The 17,121-nt window shown below is 61.8% G+C and carries 18 protein-coding genes; 7 read left to right on the top strand and 11 right to left on the bottom strand.

The features are described from left to right. Positions 1–2 precede the first annotated feature (2 nt). From K6N12_RS03310 to K6N12_RS03300, 3 genes are all read right to left on the bottom strand, one after another. Positions 3–422: a type II toxin-antitoxin system VapC family toxin gene (locus K6N12_RS03310; RefSeq protein WP_131710564.1), complete on the bottom strand. Its 420-nt coding sequence runs from the start codon at positions 420–422 to the stop codon at positions 3–5. Then, positions 419–673, bottom strand: coding sequence for a FitA-like ribbon-helix-helix domain-containing protein (locus K6N12_RS03305; RefSeq protein ID WP_003550301.1), 255 nt, complete (start codon positions 671–673; stop codon positions 419–421). Before K6N12_RS03305 ends, K6N12_RS03310 begins: the two co-directional genes overlap by 4 nt. Before the next feature lie 298 nt (positions 674–971). Then, positions 972–1,568, bottom strand: coding sequence for a TetR/AcrR family transcriptional regulator (locus tag K6N12_RS03300; protein WP_131710565.1), 597 nt, complete (start codon positions 1,566–1,568; stop codon positions 972–974). Between the two features lie 103 nt (positions 1,569–1,671). On the opposite strand from K6N12_RS03300, the gene K6N12_RS03295 reads away from it, so the two are divergent. Then, complete coding sequence (locus tag K6N12_RS03295) at positions 1,672–2,745, top strand: saccharopine dehydrogenase family protein (protein WP_131710566.1); 1,074 nt, start codon at positions 1,672–1,674, stop codon at positions 2,743–2,745. Between the two features lie 95 nt (positions 2,746–2,840). Here K6N12_RS03295 and K6N12_RS03290 read toward each other — a convergent pair whose 3' ends face one another. The 8 genes from K6N12_RS03290 to K6N12_RS03255 form a co-directional block, all read right to left on the bottom strand. Continuing rightward, a complete protein-coding gene (locus K6N12_RS03290) occupies positions 2,841–3,884 on the bottom strand; it encodes an ABC transporter ATP-binding protein (RefSeq protein WP_131710567.1) in 1,044 nt (347 codons plus the stop codon). Positions 3,885–3,904: 20 nt separating this feature from the next. Next, positions 3,905–5,623: a GH32 C-terminal domain-containing protein gene (locus K6N12_RS03285; RefSeq protein WP_222148736.1), complete on the bottom strand. Its 1,719-nt coding sequence runs from the start codon at positions 5,621–5,623 to the stop codon at positions 3,905–3,907. 4 nt (positions 5,624–5,627) lie between these two features. Beyond that, on the bottom strand, positions 5,628–6,521 hold the full coding sequence (locus K6N12_RS03280) for a carbohydrate ABC transporter permease (protein WP_097624228.1): 894 nt from the start codon (positions 6,519–6,521) through the stop codon (positions 5,628–5,630). Beyond that, entirely contained in the window at positions 6,514–7,452 is a 939-nt protein-coding gene (locus K6N12_RS03275; protein ID WP_097624229.1) for a carbohydrate ABC transporter permease, read from the bottom strand. Before K6N12_RS03275 ends, K6N12_RS03280 begins: the two co-directional genes overlap by 8 nt. 91 nt (positions 7,453–7,543) lie before the next feature. Continuing rightward, complete coding sequence (locus K6N12_RS03270; protein WP_131710570.1) at positions 7,544–8,836, bottom strand: ABC transporter substrate-binding protein; 1,293 nt, start codon at positions 8,834–8,836, stop codon at positions 7,544–7,546. A 36-nt stretch (positions 8,837–8,872) separates the two neighbouring features. Then, entirely contained in the window at positions 8,873–9,877 is a 1,005-nt protein-coding gene (locus tag K6N12_RS03265) for a LacI family DNA-binding transcriptional regulator (protein ID WP_222148735.1), read from the bottom strand. Positions 9,878–10,021: 144 nt separating this feature from the next. Next, positions 10,022–10,342 (bottom strand): hypothetical protein, encoded by a 321-nt coding sequence (locus K6N12_RS03260; RefSeq protein WP_097624232.1) that lies wholly within the window; start codon positions 10,340–10,342, stop codon positions 10,022–10,024. A 93-nt stretch (positions 10,343–10,435) separates the two neighbouring features. Further along, positions 10,436–11,140 carry a transcriptional regulator NanR gene (locus K6N12_RS03255; protein WP_097624233.1) on the bottom strand — a complete coding sequence of 235 codons (705 nt, stop codon included), beginning with the start codon at positions 11,138–11,140 and terminating at the stop codon, positions 10,436–10,438. Between the two features lie 177 nt (positions 11,141–11,317). On the opposite strand from K6N12_RS03255, the gene oiaX reads away from it, so the two are divergent. From oiaX to K6N12_RS03225, 6 genes are all read left to right on the top strand, one after another. After that, entirely contained in the window at positions 11,318–12,574 is a 1,257-nt protein-coding gene (oiaX, locus tag K6N12_RS03250; RefSeq protein ID WP_222148734.1) for a 3-oxo-isoapionate-4-phosphate decarboxylase OiaX, read from the top strand. A gap of 5 nt (positions 12,575–12,579) precedes the next feature. Beyond that, complete coding sequence (locus K6N12_RS03245; protein WP_222148776.1) at positions 12,580–13,914, top strand: four-carbon acid sugar kinase family protein; 1,335 nt, start codon at positions 12,580–12,582, stop codon at positions 13,912–13,914. Beyond that, the gene (locus tag K6N12_RS03240; RefSeq protein ID WP_131710575.1) at positions 13,914–14,678 is read left to right on the top strand and encodes a triose-phosphate isomerase; all 765 of its coding nucleotides are present in this window, start codon (positions 13,914–13,916) and stop codon (positions 14,676–14,678) included. Before K6N12_RS03245 ends, K6N12_RS03240 begins: the two co-directional genes overlap by 1 nt. A 34-nt stretch (positions 14,679–14,712) precedes the next feature. Further along, a complete protein-coding gene (gene derI, locus K6N12_RS03235) occupies positions 14,713–15,159 on the top strand; it encodes a D-erythrulose-4-phosphate isomerase (RefSeq protein WP_003592019.1) in 447 nt (148 codons plus the stop codon). A 79-nt stretch (positions 15,160–15,238) separates the two neighbouring features. Continuing rightward, entirely contained in the window at positions 15,239–16,066 is an 828-nt protein-coding gene (locus K6N12_RS03230) for a phosphogluconate dehydrogenase C-terminal domain-containing protein (protein WP_131710576.1), read from the top strand. 95 nt (positions 16,067–16,161) lie between these two features. Beyond that, positions 16,162–17,103 carry a D-ribose ABC transporter substrate-binding protein gene (locus K6N12_RS03225; RefSeq protein WP_097624237.1) on the top strand — a complete coding sequence of 314 codons (942 nt, stop codon included), beginning with the start codon at positions 16,162–16,164 and terminating at the stop codon, positions 17,101–17,103. The last annotated feature ends 18 nt before the right edge of the window (positions 17,104–17,121 follow it).

Here is a 17,121-nt window from a genome sequence, read left to right as displayed (position 1 = left end):
ATTTATGGAATCCAGGGGTTGATCACTTTCAACCCAGCGGCCTCAAAAGGGCTTGTGTCGCGAGTTGCGACGGCAAGGCCGTTCGCTACTGCAGTGGCTGCAATATATCCATCCGCCTTGCTGATCGCCTTCCCGGCTACTCGAGCGCGCGCCATCAGTTCCGAGTAGAATTGACTGGCGGCAAAATCGAAAGGCAGGATGCGTTCGGCAAAATGCGGAAGCACGTCGTCCTCCAGGCGATCGCGAAGGATAGTTTGCCGTTTGCCTGAGGGCATAGCGGCGATCCCGAAACGAAGTTCGGCAATTGTTATTGCGGAAAGGAAGAGAGTCTCGATGGTTTGGGCGTCCAACCAAGCGACCACTGCTGCATCAGGAACCGGTTTCCATGGCTCCGATATCACGTTGGTGTCCAACAAGATCATTCGAAAGTCATGGGTTCAGCGGGCGCCTTATCGCGATTTTGCTGCAGGGCTTCAACGTCGCTATTGGAAAGCTCAGCGTCACGACCAATGGCCGCGAGTAAAGAGCCGAGCTTCACGCGTTCAGATGGGCGAACGGCGGCCTCGATAATGTCCCGGATTTCGGCCTCTGTGCTTCGGCCATGATGAGCCGCTCGCACCCGCAGTGCGCGATGTGTTTCATCAGAAAGATTGCGAATGGTGACAGCCGGCATTGATATCAATCTAGCAAAAACGATGGCATTGATATCAATATATGCGCCCTGACGCCAGGTTTCAAGGAAATTGATGCGCGGACGAAATCGTATCTGCATAGTTCCCTCGCCTTGAAGGGATCCGAACCGGCGGCCTGTTGTTACGAAAGCCTTGTGTGCGCAAGAGCGCCGACAAGAGATATTGCGGTACAAATTTCGGCTGAACAGCAATCGACGAATGTCGGGAACTCTCGATCCCGATGCGTGGCCCGTTCCTCTTGATCCATTTCCCAACGCCGAGAAATCTGCCTCCAGGGAGTCAGCCGCGGCTGGCGGCGATCAGGGCGTGCGCCGCATCACGAAGCAAACCGGTGGCCTCGCCGGGCTCGAACACCTGCATGCTGACAAAGGCGCCGTTGATCAGCACCGCGAGTTGCCCGGCAAGCCGGTCGGGTGCCGCGACCGCCAGTCTCCCGGCGATGGTCCTCAGGCGCCGCCGCATCTCCCGCATGTGGGCTTCGGCGACTTTGCGCGCGGGGTGACCGGTCTCCGGAAACTCGGCCGCGGTGTTGATCTGCGGGCAGCCCCGGTAATTGTCCCGGCCGACCCGTTCGCCGATCCACTCGAAATGGGCGTCGAGTTCAGCCCCGGCGTCATCCGCGTGCTGTTCGGTTACCTGGTCCCAGGTGTTCCAGAAGTCCAGGTCCTCGCGTTTCAGGAAGGCCGCGATCAAATCGTCCTTCGTGCCGAAATGGCGGTAAAGGCTGGTTTTGGCGACACCGGATTTTTCAACCACCAGATCGACGCCGACGGCACGCACGCCGCGGCGGTAGAAGAGTTCCGATGCCATCTCGAGAATTCTGTCCCGCACGTCGTTCACGGCTGGGGCGGGTGCGTTCACTGTGCTTTTCGTCATTCGCGTATCTCCAATTCAGTCACCCTAGCAGAAAGTTGATTGACGCGCTACAGACCTGTATGTTTTATTGAGTACAGACAGGTCTGTAGCGATGGAGAGAGCAATGACCACGACCCAACAAGCCGACATCACCAGAACATCATCCGAGGCCGTGGCGGTCCTTGGCGCGAATGGCCATACCGGCCGTTTTGTCGTCGCCGAACTGTTGCGGCGCGGGCTCAAGCCGATCGCGATCGGACGGAGCGCCGAACGATTGGCGGAGGCGGGCTTTGCGGAACGCGGCGTCGAATGCCGCGAAGCAGCGATAGAGGATGACGCGGCGCTCGACCGGGCGCTTGCGGGAGCGGCGGCGGTCATCAACTGCGCCGGCCCGTTCATGGACACGGCCGACGCAGCCGTGCGTGCCGCGTTGCGGGCCGGCATCCATTATCTCGACGTCACGGCCGAACAGCCGAGCGTACAGGCGACGTTCGACCGGCATGAGGCTGCGGCCCGGAAAGCCGGCGTAGTCGTCATCCCGGCGATGGGATTTTACGGCGGACTGGCCGACCTGCTGGTGGCAGCCCTGATGGACGAATGGCAGCACGCCGACACCGTTGAAATCCGGGTTGCGCTCGACAGCTGGCTGCCCACGAAAGGCACGCGCGTGACAGGCGAGAAGAACAGGGCGCAGCGCCTGGCGGTCAGCGGTGGCCAGCTTGGCCCCGTGCACCAGACGCCGGCAGAGAAGGTGGCCGTCTTGCCGGCCCCGTTCGGCCGCCAGACATTCGTCGAGCTTCCATTTTCGGAGGTACCGCTGATCGCTGGCCACATCAGGACCAACGAGCTGCATACCTTTCTCAGCACGACAGCCCTGCGCGATGTTCGCGACCCCTCGACGCCCTCGCCCCAGGCCATCGACGAAACCGGGCGTTCGGCGCAGCGCTTCGCCGTCGAGGTGATCGTCACGCAAGGCGAGCTGTGCCGCCGGAGTCTCGCCCAGGGACAGGACATCTATGCTGTCACGGCGCCGATCATTTGCGAAGCGGTCCAGCGTATCCTGTCCGGGGAGATCCGCGAGACCGGCGCAAAGCCGCCGGCTGCCATTTTCCATGCCGCGAGTTTCCTGAGCGCGCTCGGCTCCGATCTGTCGGTTGAGGCATTAGAAACCTCAGATGTTCAGAAGGTCCATCCATAAATGGCATAACCAAAGCAGTCCCTCGCAAAAACTGGGCATTTTGCGAGGGGACTCTACGACACTCACAATCGGCGTGCCGGTCAAAACGCCCCATCTTAATTCAGGCGATTGCCGCCTGTTCCAAACAAATGCACCTTCGACAGGTCAGGGGCGATCGAGATTTGTTGTCCCGGCTCAAAGTCGACCCGTTCGCGCAGAAGCAGCGTGATATCTGCATTTCCGAGCCTGGCGTTGATGAGAGTTTCCGATCCGGTCGGCTCGACGACGACGATGGTGGCCCGCACCCCGTCCTCGCGGATCGACAGATGCTCGGGGCGGATGCCATAGGTGACGGCGTCCGCCGGTTGCCGGCCGGGCGGCAGAGGCAGGCTGGTTCTGTCCAAAACGAAGCTGCCGCCGCTGACCTTGCCTTCGAACAGGTTCATGGCGGGCGAGCCGATGAAAGAGGCGACGAAGGTGTTTGCCGGCCGGTCGAAGAGTTCGAGCGGCTTGCCGATCTGCTCCACGCGGCCGCTGCGCATCACGACGATTTTGTCGGCCATGGTCATGGCTTCGACCTGATCATGGGTGACATAGACGGTGGTGGTCTTCAGCCGCTGGTGAAGCTCCTTGATTTCCGCCCGCATCGTCACACGCAGCTTGGCGTCGAGGTTCGAGAGCGGCTCGTCGAAGAGAAACACCTGCGGGTGACGAATGATCGCCCGGCCCATGGCGACGCGCTGGCGCTGGCCGCCCGACAGCTGTTTGGGCAATCTGTCGAGGAGAGGCCCAAGCGCCAGAATGTCGGCCGCCTCCTTCACCTGCTTTTCGATCGTCGATTTGTTCCGCCCCTGAAGCTTCAGAGCGAAGCCCATATTCTCCGCGACGGTCATGTGCGGATAGAGCGCGTAACTCTGGAACACCATGGCGATATCCCGCTCTTTCGGCGCCACGTCGTTCACGATCCGGCCGCCGATGCGGATTTCGCCGTCGCTGATCTCCTCCAGCCCTGCGAGCATTCTGAGCAGGGTAGACTTGCCGCAGCCCGAGGGGCCGACGAGCGTGACGAATTCGCCGTCCTCAATATCGACGGAGACGCCGTGGATCACCGGAACGGCACCATAATGCTTGCGGGCTTCGTCTATTGTAACCGATGCCATGTCGTTTCATCCTCCAGCGATTAAAGACTGAGCTGCCAGATTTCGGCGGCGAGCACATTGCCCTCGGGCGCGGTCAGACGCACCGAGCTTACGCCCTTGAAGCCGGGCAACCGCTTGGTTCCCGTCCAGCGGCCATCGTCGGCAAAGACCTCGAGCGAGCCCGCATCGAGGAAGATCCGGATGGTCGACGGGCGTGCGCCGGCGGCGATATAGCGCGGTAATGCCTTGGCATTTGTCACTGAAAAGGGAATGCTCAGCCCATCCTCGTTCAACTGAACCGCAACAGTTGCTTCGGAATGATCGAATTCCAAACGGAAGGCGTTGCCGGCTTCCTTCAAGGTGAGCAGGATTTCGACGGAGCCGTTGCCGAGAGCGACGGTTTGGCCTTCCAGAAGGCCTCCGACATCCAGTCGGTGCCGCCGCAGGCTTTCCACAGCGGCGACCGGCGGCGTAATCAGCGCCCCGCTCTGCAATGCCAGCCGGCGCGGCAGGGTCATCGCCGTCGGCATGTCGATTTCTCTTGATATATCCGTCCAGTTCGCAAGCCATGCGATGCCGATCGGGCCGGCATGGTCGACGAAGGCCTGGAACGCGTAGGCATCGGTGCCGAAATCCAGTTCCTGTTCAAATTGCATGGAGAACTTTTGGCCGTCGAAACGGCCGACGCTCGCAAGCGTGATGTTGCGCCGGCCCGTTGTCGGGTCGCGGCTGGTCAGCAGACCGAAGATCATGGCCCAGCGCGTCATCGGGTCGTTGGCGGGACCGTCGAGGGGCACCATGCAGGGGCACTCCGCCGCCGTCATCCCGAAGCGGTTCTCGCGGTGAAGCATGCCGAGGAAGGTCCATCCCGTCGCCGCAGCCGGATCATCCGTTTCGTAGAGCAGGATGACGCCACCCTCGCGGTCCCGTGTGCCCACCAACATCTTCCATTTGCCGTCGGGCCCCGAAAAGACGTAAGGATCGCGGAAGTCGGTTGTCAGGCCGAGCCCGGCGGGACGCGCTGGCAGGATCAGGTTCGCCGGCTCGACATTGACAAGATCGGGGCTGGTGGCGGTGAACTGAACCTGTTCCTCCGGTTGCCGATCTTTCATGTGCTCGGTGAAGAAAATGCGAAGGCCGGCTTCATCGCCGGGAAGAGCGATCGCGGAGCCGGAAAATGCCCCGCCCCGCCCGTCGGCCTGCTGAGCGAGTTCATCGGAAGGGAAAAGAAAGATCGGGAGATGCTTCCAGTGAAGATAGTCCTCCGAAACCGCATGACCCCAATGCATGTTGTTCCATCGAGGGCTATGCGGATAATGCTGGTAGAACAGGTGCAGCTTGCCGCCGAACCTTCCGAACCCGTTGGGATCGTTCATCCAACCAGACAGCGGACGGAAGTGATAGCTGCCCGGGACCTCAGGTGTGGCGGCGCATTGTCGGACATGCAGCAGCCGGATGCCTTCTTCCAGGACGCGGGGCGGGAGAAAAGCATAGAGGACCGATATTTCGGTTGTAACCGGATTGTAGGAGAAAGCCGCCTCTCCGCCTCTTTCCAGCGTCAGCCGCCGAAACTCGAATTCATGCGGATTTGATGTTTCGACAGCACCGGCCGGCTCCCCGTCGACATATGCCGTCAGCCTGCCCGTGGCGCCGGCATGCGGCGCCCTGATCCAGGCGTGGATCGTGGCCCCCTCGGGCAGGACGGCGCTGATCGTCTCCGGCCCCACTTGATCGGACGGAGAAATCGCTTGGCTTGTCATCAATTCAACCTTTCACGGCGGAGCCAATAAAGGAGCTCACGAACCAGCGCTGGAACGCGAGGTAGAGCCCAAGGATCGGGATCATCATCAAAACGGAGGCAGCCATCGCACGATCCCAGTAGATGCTGTCCTGTCCGAAGAAGGTCGCGATGGCCACCGCGATCGGCCGGGCATAGTCGGTCTGCGTCACCAGGATCGGCCAGAGATACTGGTTCCAGGTCTCGATCCCCATGAGGATCGACACGGTGGCGAGTGCCGGCAGGCTGAGCGGCAGGAAGATGGAGCGATACGCCCGGAAAAAGGACGCGCCGTCGATCTCGGCGGCCTCCAGCAATTCCTTCGGCAGTTGCGCGAAGAATTGGTAGAACAGGAAGATATAAAGGGGGCTGGCGACCCAGGGAACGATCTGTACCGCGAAGGTGTCGGTCATTCCCGCCCGAGAAACCATGATCACGAGCGGCATGATGATGCTTTCCTGCGGGATCACATAGAGCGCGATCACGATCGACAGGATGACGGCGCGGCCCTTGAACGATCCCCAGGCCAGGACAAAGGCGGCCATCGAATTCACGATCAGGCCGGAACAGACCGTCGTGACCAGGATGATCAGCGAGTTGATGAGGTAGCGTCCGAAGGCGAGTTCACCCGAGAGGTGGCCGACCTCGGCATAGTTGGAAAGCGTCGGGTTCGAAACCCAGAAGGCGCGGAAGCTGCCCATATCGGCCAGAATCTGGAACCGGTCATCCTTGAGGCTTGCCACGACCAGGAGCAGCAATGGAGACACGATCACCAATGCGATGATGAAAATGCATGTCGTCTGGATGATGCGAAGAACCGTTGCGGGGGAACGGGGCCGCGCCGTGCGGGCCTGCGGGATCGAGAGTGCGATATCAGACATCGAAGCGCCTCAGGAGCTGGCGCTGGATCAGCGCGATGATGAGAACGATCACGAACAAGATGACCGAAACGGCAGAGGCGTAGCCCATCTTCTGCTCTTCGAAGCCGGAACGGACCATGTAGTGCACCACCGTTTCGGTGCTGCTCTTTGGACCGCCCTGCGTGAGGATGGCCACCTGGGTATACAGCTTGAACGCCTGGATGGTCGTGATCACCAGCACGAAGACATGGGTCGGCCGCAGGCCGGGCATGGTCACATGCCAGAAGCGCCGGAAAGCGTTCGCACCGTCGATCTTGGCGGCATCGTAGAGTTCGTCCGGAATTCCCTGAAGGCCGGCGAGGTAGACGATCATCTGGAAGCCGTAGGCCTGCCAGGCTGAGAGCAGGACGAGCGAGAACATCGCCCATTGCGGATCGCCGAGCCAATCGATCGGCTGGATCGCTCCGCCGGAGAGAAAGCCCAGGATCTGGTTGAACGGTCCCGTGGGATACTGGAACAGCGTGCCCCAGATGACGCAGACCACGACCATCGAGGTGATCGCCGGCAGGAAGAACATGCCGCGCAGCAGATTGCGGAACGGCAGCTTCTGATGCAGGAGCAGCGCCGTCGCGAAGGCGAGGCCGCACTGCGCCGGAATGATCCAGAAGGTGAAGCGCGAGACGTTCCAAAGGGCGGTCCAGAAAAGATCGTCCTGGAAGATACGGATGAAATTGTTGAACCAGACGAAGCGGACGGGCGTCGGCCGCGGCACCAGCGGCTGGTTGGTCATTGCCGTCCAGAAGGACAGGAGGAACGGCAGGATGAGAAAGAAGGTCAACAGGATCACCGCCGGCGCGAGCATGGCCGCTTCCTGCATCAGCCGTCCCCTGTCATGCCGGCGCGCCGGAGCCTTTCGGACGGATGTCGACGATATCGATTGTTGCATGACCATGTAGCTCCTCCTCTCCAACCCTTAATCCCGGTCCACCCTGCGATGCCTGCCGGAGACAACGCAGGGCTTCGACCTGTCGGCGGCGATGCTCTTATTGCCCGTCGCCGAACGGCGGATACCCGTCATTGTCCTCGATATCCTCGTCGATCTTCTTGGCGGCTGACGTCAGCGCCTCCTTGGGATCGCCGCCGTTGAACGCCTCATCGACGGCCTGCATGAAGGCCGAGGTGATTGTCGGATAGGCAGGATGCGGCGGGCGCGAGACGGCCGTCTTTGACGCCTGTTCGAAGGCGATCGCCATCGGGCCGCCGTTTGCATAGAGCGGAGATTCGGCCGCAAAGCTCTTCAGGCCGGGATAACCCGACTGGCTTGCGACGTAGGCCCGATACTCCTTGTCCTTCAGAAGGAAGCTGATGAACTTGGCGGCGATATCGGGATGTTTCGACGTCTTGGTGATCGCCCAGATCCAGGTGCCATTGGGGCTCGCACCCTTGGCGCCGAACTTCGGAAGCGGCAGGACGACGATGTTGTCCTTCATGGTCGCGGCGGCCTCGGCATAAACCCAGTGTCCGCCGAGCGCCAGCGCTGCCGGATTGCCTTCGGCGAAGAACTGGTTGGTTCCGGCCGATTGCGGCACGACCCAGCCGTTCTTGACCCACTTCTGCATCATGGCGAGAGCATCGACGCAGGCATCGCTGTCCAGCGTTCCCTCGGATTTCCAGGCCTTGCGGTCGATGAGATCGCAGCCGGCCGATTGCAGGATCGGACCATAGGCATAGGTGATCCATTCGGTCTTGATGCCGTAGCCGCGGAAAGTGTCGATCGGCCACTTCACCCCGTCGAGCTTAGACAGCTTCTCGAGATAGGTTTCGAACTCCTCCCTGGTCCAGGCATCGTCGACGGATTTCGGAATGCGGGCGCCGATTGCTTCCAGATATTTCTTGTTGCCGTAAAGAACCACCGACGAGTCGGTGAGGCCGATTGCATAGAGGTCCTTGTCGATCGGGTATGTGCCCTGGGCGACGTTGGACTCCGTCATGTCGTCGAGGAGGTCCTTGTCGATCAGCGGCTTGATCGGCTGAAGATAACCCGACCAGACGTAGTTGGCGAGGAACGGCGCATCGAGTTCCATGACGTCGGGCAGTTGCTTGGCCATGACGGCGGCGCTGAACTTCTCGTTATAGGCATCGTGCGGCGCATAGATGAACTGTATGTCGACATCGGGATTGGCGGCCTCGAACCGTTCGGCGACTTTGCCGTAGGCGGCGACAAAACCGGGATCGCCCTGATGCATGACCTGGATTGCGGTTTTCTCGGCTGCCTGCGCCCATGATGCTGATAGCACCGAGGACAGGACCAGAGACCAAAGTAATCGTTTACCCATTTGAATTCCTCCTCAATTGAATGGGACTTTCTCAATTTATACGGATGCCCGCTCCACCAGTTGGAACGGCAGTTTCTGCACTCCGACCGGAGCCCGGTCTTCGGCAAGCAGGATTTGTGCGGCCTGGCGGCCCATGGCGCGATGGGGCAGCGCCATGGTGGTCAGCGGCGGGTCGAGACGCGAGGCGATCTCGACCTGATTGTCGAAACTCGCAACGGCGACGTCATCGGGGATGGTTGCGCCTGTCCGGCGTAGCGCCGCATAGGCCTCCATCGCCACGCGGTCATTGCCGCATAGGATGGCATCGGGACGCCGTGGGCCGTTCATCAGCGCATGGACATGCGTGCCCACGAGGCTGTGCGCCCGGTCATTGTAGATCGCCTTGCTGACGGCAGGCAGGACGATGGCGCCGGCTCCGTCGATGCCGGCATGATCGAGCGCCTGCCGGAAACCGAGTTCGCGGAGGTCGCCAGCAAGCAGCCCCGGCAGATTGATGAAGGCAATGTTGCGCCGGCCGGCGTCGATCAGGTAGTTGGTAATCTCCAGCGCCGCCCCTGCTTCATCGGGCACCAGCGAGGTCACGCGGTCGTTGGCATCGCGGCAGTTGATCATGACGCCGACCGCATCGGCAAATTCGGGCGGCAGGTCGACGCTCTTGTGATACATGGCGGCATAGGCAATCGCCCGCGGGCGAAACCGCCGCATCTCGTCGAGGATCGACGCCACGCTGCGATGGCCGCCGAGTGTCATGGCGAAAACGGCCATGTCAGCGGCGCGCACAGCGCCGTCGAGCCCCCTGATAATCTCCGTCGCGAAAGGCGACGTGATCAAGTCGTCCGCGACCAGGCCGACGAGCGGCATCCACCCCTGCCGCATGCTGCGTGCGGCGAAGTTAGTGACATAGCCGAGCTCCTCGGCGATCTCCTTGATCCGCTGCCGGGTATCCTCCGACATGCGCGCCGACCCGCCATGCAAGGCGCCTGACACGGTCTTGACGGAAACGCCTGCACGGGCAGCTATGTCGTTGAGTGAAGTGGTCACGGGCGATGCTTTGGGTTATCGATTACCCAACTTGATACCAATCGCCTGTCGATGAGTCAAGGCTGGCTCGGGGATGCCGCCGATAAGGGCTGTGAGATGAGGCAAAAACCCCGCCGAAGCGGGGTTTTTGCCTGGGGAAGCCGATCAGTTGTTATGGGCTGCGCAGGCTTCGTCCATCGGCGTGGCATTGCTGGTGCCGCCCTGGGTCTGAAGTTTGGCCGAGTTGTTGACCGGGTTCGGGCACTTGGTCTTGTCCATTTTCATCGTGCCGCTGGTCGTGGAATTGGTCGTGGTGGAATCGGTCGCCATCGGCTTTTTGGTCTTCATGTCGCTGGCCGCGCCGCCACCCTGATCGGCCTGGTTCTTGTCAATCGTGGCGCCGGCCGGCGCTGGGTTGGACTGCGCGAAGGCCGATGTGGCCATGCCGATTGCGAAAAGCGAAGCTGCTACGAGTTTCATACGCATTTTCATATCCTCCTTGGGATTTTTGCCTGACGGGCCTATCCAAAACCTCGCCGGCACATCATTGTTCCCAAGCAGTCGCTAAACAAAAGCTCCCTACTTCGCGTAAAGCGCTCGCGAGCGTTCGAGGTGTTTGAGCAGCGCGGTTTCCGAGCCGTCGATGTCGTTGGCTTCCAGGCGGTCGACGATTTCGTCGTGTTCGGCGAGCGTGAACTTTTCCTTGCCGGTCCAGATCAGCATCTCGGTATGATATTCCTTCAGCCAGGCAAGCATGGCTTCGCTGACGGCAACATAGATCGGATTGCCGGAGATCTGGGCGATGCGGGTGTGGAATTCCATGTCGGCGTCAATGAACGCTTCGGCGCGCCCGAGCGACATGCGCTGACGCTCGATGATATCCCTGAGATCGGCGATGTCGGTTGCCGAGGCGCGCTGGGCGGCCTCGCGGGCCATGCCGCGCTCGAAGAAGATGCGGGCGCTCTTCAGATGTTCGAGCGAATCCGCCGATTGCGACAGCATGATCTTGGCGGTGAGATCGACCTGGCGGAAGATCGACTTTGCCGTCAGCCTGAGCACCTTGGCTCGTTCGCCGTGTGAAATGCTGACGAGGCCCTTGTTGGCGAGCGACTGCATGGCTTCGCGGATTGCCGGGCGGCCGACGCCGAAGCGCTCCATCAGCACCCGTTCGGAGGGCATTTCATCGCCGGGCTGGAGCTCGCCTGATGTGATCAATCGCTCAAGTCGATCAAACACTTCGTCGGATAGTTTGCGGCGGACGATCTGTTCGAGGGGCTGGGTCATGAGATCTCGCTGGCTCAAATGTCTCCTCCTAACAGTTTTCGAACCAAGGACAAAGCGCGCAACGAAAATTTGCGCGGCCGAAGATTCCGCTTTGCATCGATTGGAATACTCATTATACCAGATCACAAGTTGACGCCATGACAATCTGCGTAGGCCGAGAGGAGCAGCCGTCCGTTCATGATGATTACCCTGACCTACCGCATCGAAACGCCCGGCAGCGTCGAGGCGATGGCGGAGAAGATCGCCAGCGACCAGTCGACCGGGACCTTCGTGCCGGTTCCGGGCGAGACCGAGGAGCTGAAGGCGCGTGTCGCCGCCCGGGTGCTGGCGATCCGCCCGCTCGAGGACGGGCGTCATCCGACCTGGCCGGAGGCGGCTCCCGGCACGCGGCTGCACCGCGCCGATGTCGACATCGGCTTTCCGCTTGAGGCGATCGGCATCGATCTCTCCGCTCTGATGACCATCGCGATCGGCGGCGTCTATTCGATCAAGGGCATGACCGGCATCCGCATCGTCGACATGACGCTGCCGGAGGCTTTCAAGAGCGCCCATCCCGGGCCGCAATTCGGCATACCGGGCAGTCGGCGCCTCACCGGCGTCGAAGACCGGCCGATTATCGGCACGATCGTCAAGCCGGCACTTGGGCTGAGACCGCACGAGACGGCCGAGCTCGTCGGCGAGTTGATCGCATCGGGCGTCGACTTCATCAAGGACGATGAGAAACTGATGAGCCCGGCCTATTCGCCGCTCAAGGACCGCGTCGCGGCGATCATGCCGCGCATTCTCGATCATGAGCAGAAGACCGGCAAGAAGGTGATGTATGCCTTCGGCATCTCGCATGCCGACCCCGACCAGATGATGCGCAACCACGACATCGTCGCTGCGGCCGGCGGCAATTGTGCTGTCGTCAACATCAACTCGATCGGTTTCGGCGGCATGAGCTTTCTGCGCAAGCGCTCCAGCCTGGTGCTGCACGCGCATCGAAACGGCTGGGACGTGCTGACGCGCGATCCGGGCGCCGGCATGGACTTCAAGGTCTACCAGCAGTTCTGGCGGCTCTTGGGCGTCGACCAGTTCCAGATCAACGGCATCAGGGTGAAATATTGGGAGCCCGATGACAGCTTCGTCTCGTCTTTCAAGGCCATCAGCGCGCCGCTGTTCGACGCCGCCGACCGGCCGCTTCCGGTCGCAGGTTCCGGCCAGTGGGGCGGACAGGCGCCGGAGACCTATCAGCGCACCGGCCGCACCGTCGACCTCCTCTATCTCTGCGGCGGCGGCATCGTCAGTCATCCCGGCGGCCCGGCCGCCGGCGTTCGCGCCGTGCAGCAGGCCTGGCAGGCGGCGGTCGCCGACATTCCGCTGGAGGTCTACGCGAGAGATTATCCGGAGCTTGCCGCCTCGATTGCGAAATTCAGCGATGGCAAAGGCGCGTGAGCGATATGGACGGACGTCTCGTCAGCTATTACGGCGATGATTTTACCGGCTCGACCGACGTCATGGAGGCGCTTGCCTCGAACGGTGTCGAGACCGTGCTCTTCCTCGACCTTCCCTCGCCGGAATTCTTCGCCCGCTTCAAACACTGCCGCGCGATCGGCTTGGCGGGAACGAGCCGCAGCGAAACGCCGGCGTGGATGGAGGAACACCTTGCGCCGGCCTTCGACTGGCTGAGTTCGCTCGGTGCTTCGATCTGCCATTACAAGGTCTGCTCGACCTTCGATTCCAGCCCGGGGATCGGCAATATCGGCAAGGCGATCGAAGTCGGCCGCAGGCGTTTCGGACAGTCCATCGTGCCGGTTATCGTCGGCGCGCCGCAATTGAAGCGCTATACGGCCTTCGGCAATCTCTTCGCCGCCTATCAGGGCCGCGTCTTCCGCATCGACCGCCATCCTGTCATGAGCCGCCATCCCGTCACGCCAATGGACGAGGCGGATCTTGCGCTCCATCTGTCGAAGCAGACCTCCCTCCCCGTCCTGCTTGCCGATCTCGTTGCGATCACCGCGGCGGACGCCGACCAACGGATCGACGCGCTGACATCGAATGGCGAAGGGATACTGCTCCTCGATGTCGACTGCGCAGCAACACAGGCGGCCGCCGGCCGGCAGATGCTGCGGGTCACAGGCCGTTCGGGAGGTTTCGTCGCCGGCTCCTCTGGTGTCGAATATGCCCTGCTCAGCGCCTGGCGGCAGGCCGGCCTGATCTGTGAGATCGGCGCCGAATTTGCCGATATCGGCCCGGTCGATCGCCTCGCCGTCGTCTCCGGCAGCGTCTCGCCGACCACCGAGCGGCAGATTCGCACGGCTGCCGAGAACGGTTTCGAGAGCATTGCGCTCGACCCGCTCGCGCTGGTTTCCAATGGCGAAGCCGCCGTGGAAGCGGCCGTGCAGGCGGGTGTCAGCAAGCTGAAAGACGGCAAGAGCGTCATCCTCTATACGGCGCTCGGCCCATCCGCGGACCGCGGCGCCGATATCGACCGGCTGCCGGGCGCCCGCCACCGGCTCGGCAGTACCCTCGGCACGATCCTGCGACGGCTGATCGAAGCGGAAGGGCTGTCGCGCGCCGTCGTTGCCGGCGGCGACACGTCGAGCCATGCGCTCCGGCAATTGAAGATCGACGCGCTGACGACGCTTCTGCCGCTGCCCCAGACGCCGGGTTCGCCGCTATGCCTCGCCCATGGCGATTACCCGCCGACCAATGGCCTGCAGATCGCGCTGAAAGGCGGCCAGGTCGGAACGGACGGCTATTTCGCGCAGATCCGTCTGGGAAGGAAGAACTGATGGTCGTCTGGGTCGGCACCAGCTTCAAGATGAACAAGACGGTGGAGGACGCTCTGGCTTTCGCGCACCGCCTCGCAGCGACGGACGCGGAACGCGATACCCGCGTGCAGCGCTTCGTCATTCCCGCCTTTACCGCGGTGCGCGAGGTCAAGCGGCTGCTGGCCGAGACCTCGGTGAAGGTCGGCGCCCAGAACATGCACTGGGAGGATGCCGGCGCCTGGACCGGCGAGATTTCTCCTCTGATGCTGAAGGACTGCCAGCTCGACATCGTCGAGCTCGGCCATTCCGAGCGCCGCGAGCATTTCGGCGAGACCGACGAAACCGTCGGCCTCAAGGTTTCCGCCGCGATCCGCCATGGCTTGACGCCGCTGATCTGCATCGGCGAGACCCTGCAGGAGCGCCAGGAGGGCCGGGCCGATGCGGTTTTGCGGCGCCAGGTCGAGGCGGCGCTGCGCGGCGTCGACACGGAGGCCGACAAGGCTCCGATCCTGCTTGCCTATGAGCCTGTCTGGGCAATCGGCGCCAAGGGCATACCGGCGACCGCCGACTACGCGTCGGAGCGGCACGGCAAGATCGCCGAGGTGGCGAAATCCATTCTTGGCCGTGCGGTGCCGATTCTCTACGGCGGCAGCGTCAATCCGGAAAATTGTGAGGAACTGATCACCGAGGCGCATATCGACGGCCTGTTTATCGGCCGCTCCGCCTGGGGCGTCGACGGTTACCTCGACATTCTTCGTCGCGTCAGCGCGGCGATCGAAAGGTGATTTCCATGCCTGAGGGCGATGAAAGGAAACTGCTATGAAGATTGCAATTGGCGCCGACAGCGCCGGCAAACCGCTCCTCGATGTTATTGCCGCCCATCTCGCCGGCAAAGCGGATCTCGAAGTTCACGATCTCAGCCAGTCCGGCTTCTACGCCGATCTCTCCCAGCGCCTGGCGCAGACGATCGTCGACGGCGAACATCAGCGCGGCATCCTGTTCTGCGGCACCGGCATCGGTGTGTGCATTTCCGCAAACAAGGTGCCTGGTATTCGCGCCGCACTCACCCACGACACCTATTCGGCGGAACGCGCGGCGAAATCGAACAACGCCCAGATCATCACGATGGGCGCGCGCGTGATCGGCCCGGAACTGGCGAAGTCGATCGTAGACGTCTGGCTCGCTTCCGAATTCGATCCCGATGGCCCGTCGGCCGGCAACGTCGAGGCGATCGACCGGCTCGACGCCGAAAAACATGGGTCTTAAACGACCAAAGTAATGATATGGTGATTGACTCATCATACCAGTATATGATCCTATCCAGAACTGAAAAGGTGAGGAAAACATGACCAAGATTGCTCTCTTCGGCGCCGGCGGCAAAATGGGATACCGGCTTGCCAAAAATCTCAAAGGCTCGCGCTTTGAAGTGCACCATGTCGAGGTGAGCGACGCTGGCAAGGCGCGTTTGAAGAACGATCTCGGCCTTGATTGCGTGCCGGTCGATGCCGCGCTCGACGGCGCTGATGTGGTCATCCTCGCCGTGCCGGATACGGCGATCGGCAAGGTCGCGGCCGGCATCGTCGACAAGCTCACATCAGGCACGATGGTGGTGGCGCTGGATGCCGCCGCCCCATTCGCCGGCCATCTGCCGAAGCGCGACGACCTCACCTATTTCGTCACTCATCCCTGCCATCCGCCGATCTTCAACGATGAGACGGATATGCAGGCCAAGAAGGACCATTTCGGCGGTCTGTTTGCCAAACAGCATATCGTCTCGGCGCTGATGCAGGGGCCTGACAGCGCCTATACGCTCGGTGAGGAAATCGCCAAGCTCATCTGGGCGCCGGTCATGCGCTCGCACAGGGTTACGGTCGATCAGCTCGCCATGCTCGAACCCGGCCTTTCCGAAACGGTCTGCGCTTCGCTGCTCGTCGTCATGCGCCAGGCGATGGACGAATGCGTGGCGCGCGGCGTGCCGGCGGAGGCCGCCCGCGACTTTCTGCTCGGCCATATGAACGTGCTCGGCGCCGTCATCTTCAAGGAGGTCGACGGCGTGTTCTCGGATGCCTGCAACAAGGCAATCGAGTTCGGCATTCCGGCGCTGATGCGCGACGACTGGAAGAAAGTCTTCGAACCGCAGGAGATCGCCGAAAGCATCCGGCGCATCACCTGAACCGGCCCGGGGAGGCATGCCCTCCCCCTTAACCGCTCCGGGGAGACGGAGTAACCGCTCCGGAGACGGGGCTTCATTCACAACGGGAGGAAAAAATGAAACTGACGCGCAGACTGACACTTGCAGCCTTTGCCAGCGCGATGGCGCTCGGAACGGCCATGCCGGCCTTTGCGGCCGATCTCATCGCCATCATCACGCCGGCGCATGACAACCCCTTCTTCAAGGCCGAAGCCGTCGGCGCCGAAGCCAAGGCGAAGGAACTCGGCTACGAGACCCTCGTCATGACCCATGACGACGACGCCAACAAGCAGTCGGAAATGATCGATACGGCGATCGGGCGCGGCGCCAAGGCGATCATCCTCGACAATGCCGGCGCGGACGCTTCCGTCGCCGCCGTCAAGAAGGCCAAGGATGCCGGCATCCCCTCCTTCCTGATCGACCGCGAAATCAACGCCACCGGCGTTGCCGTCGCCCAGATCGTTTCGAACAACTATCAGGGCGCACAACTCGGGGCGCAGGAATTCGTCAAGTTGATGGGCGAGAAGGGCAATTACGTCGAGCTGGTAGGCAAGGAGTCCGACACCAATGCCGGCATCCGCTCGCAGGGCTATCACGACGTCATCGACGATTATCCGGAGCTGAAGTCCGTCGCCAAGCAGTCGGCCAACTGGAGCCAGACGGAAGCCTATTCGAAGATGGAAACCATCCTCCAGGCCAATCCCGATATCAAGGGCGTCATCTCAGGCAACGACACCATGGCCATGGGTGCGATCGCAGCCCTTCAGGCCGCCGGCCGCAAGGACGTGATCGTCGTCGGCTTTGACGGTTCCAATGACGTGCGCGACTCGATCAAGTCGGGCGGCATCAAAGCGACCGTGCTGCAGCCGGCCTATGCGCAGGCCCAGTTGGCGGTGGAACAGGCCGACGCCTACATCAAAAACAAGACGACGCCGAAGGAAGAGAAGCAGTTGATGGATTGCGTTCTCATCAACGCCGACAATTCGGGCAAGCTCGAGACCTTCGCCCTGACGAATTGATCAGCACCAATTGCGGAG

It is taken from the genome of Rhizobium redzepovicii (assembly GCF_019793435.1).
GTDB lineage: Bacteria > Pseudomonadota > Alphaproteobacteria > Rhizobiales > Rhizobiaceae > Rhizobium > Rhizobium redzepovicii.
Note: the sequence above shows the minus strand (reverse complement) of the source record. Positions and strands in the feature narration are given on the sequence as shown.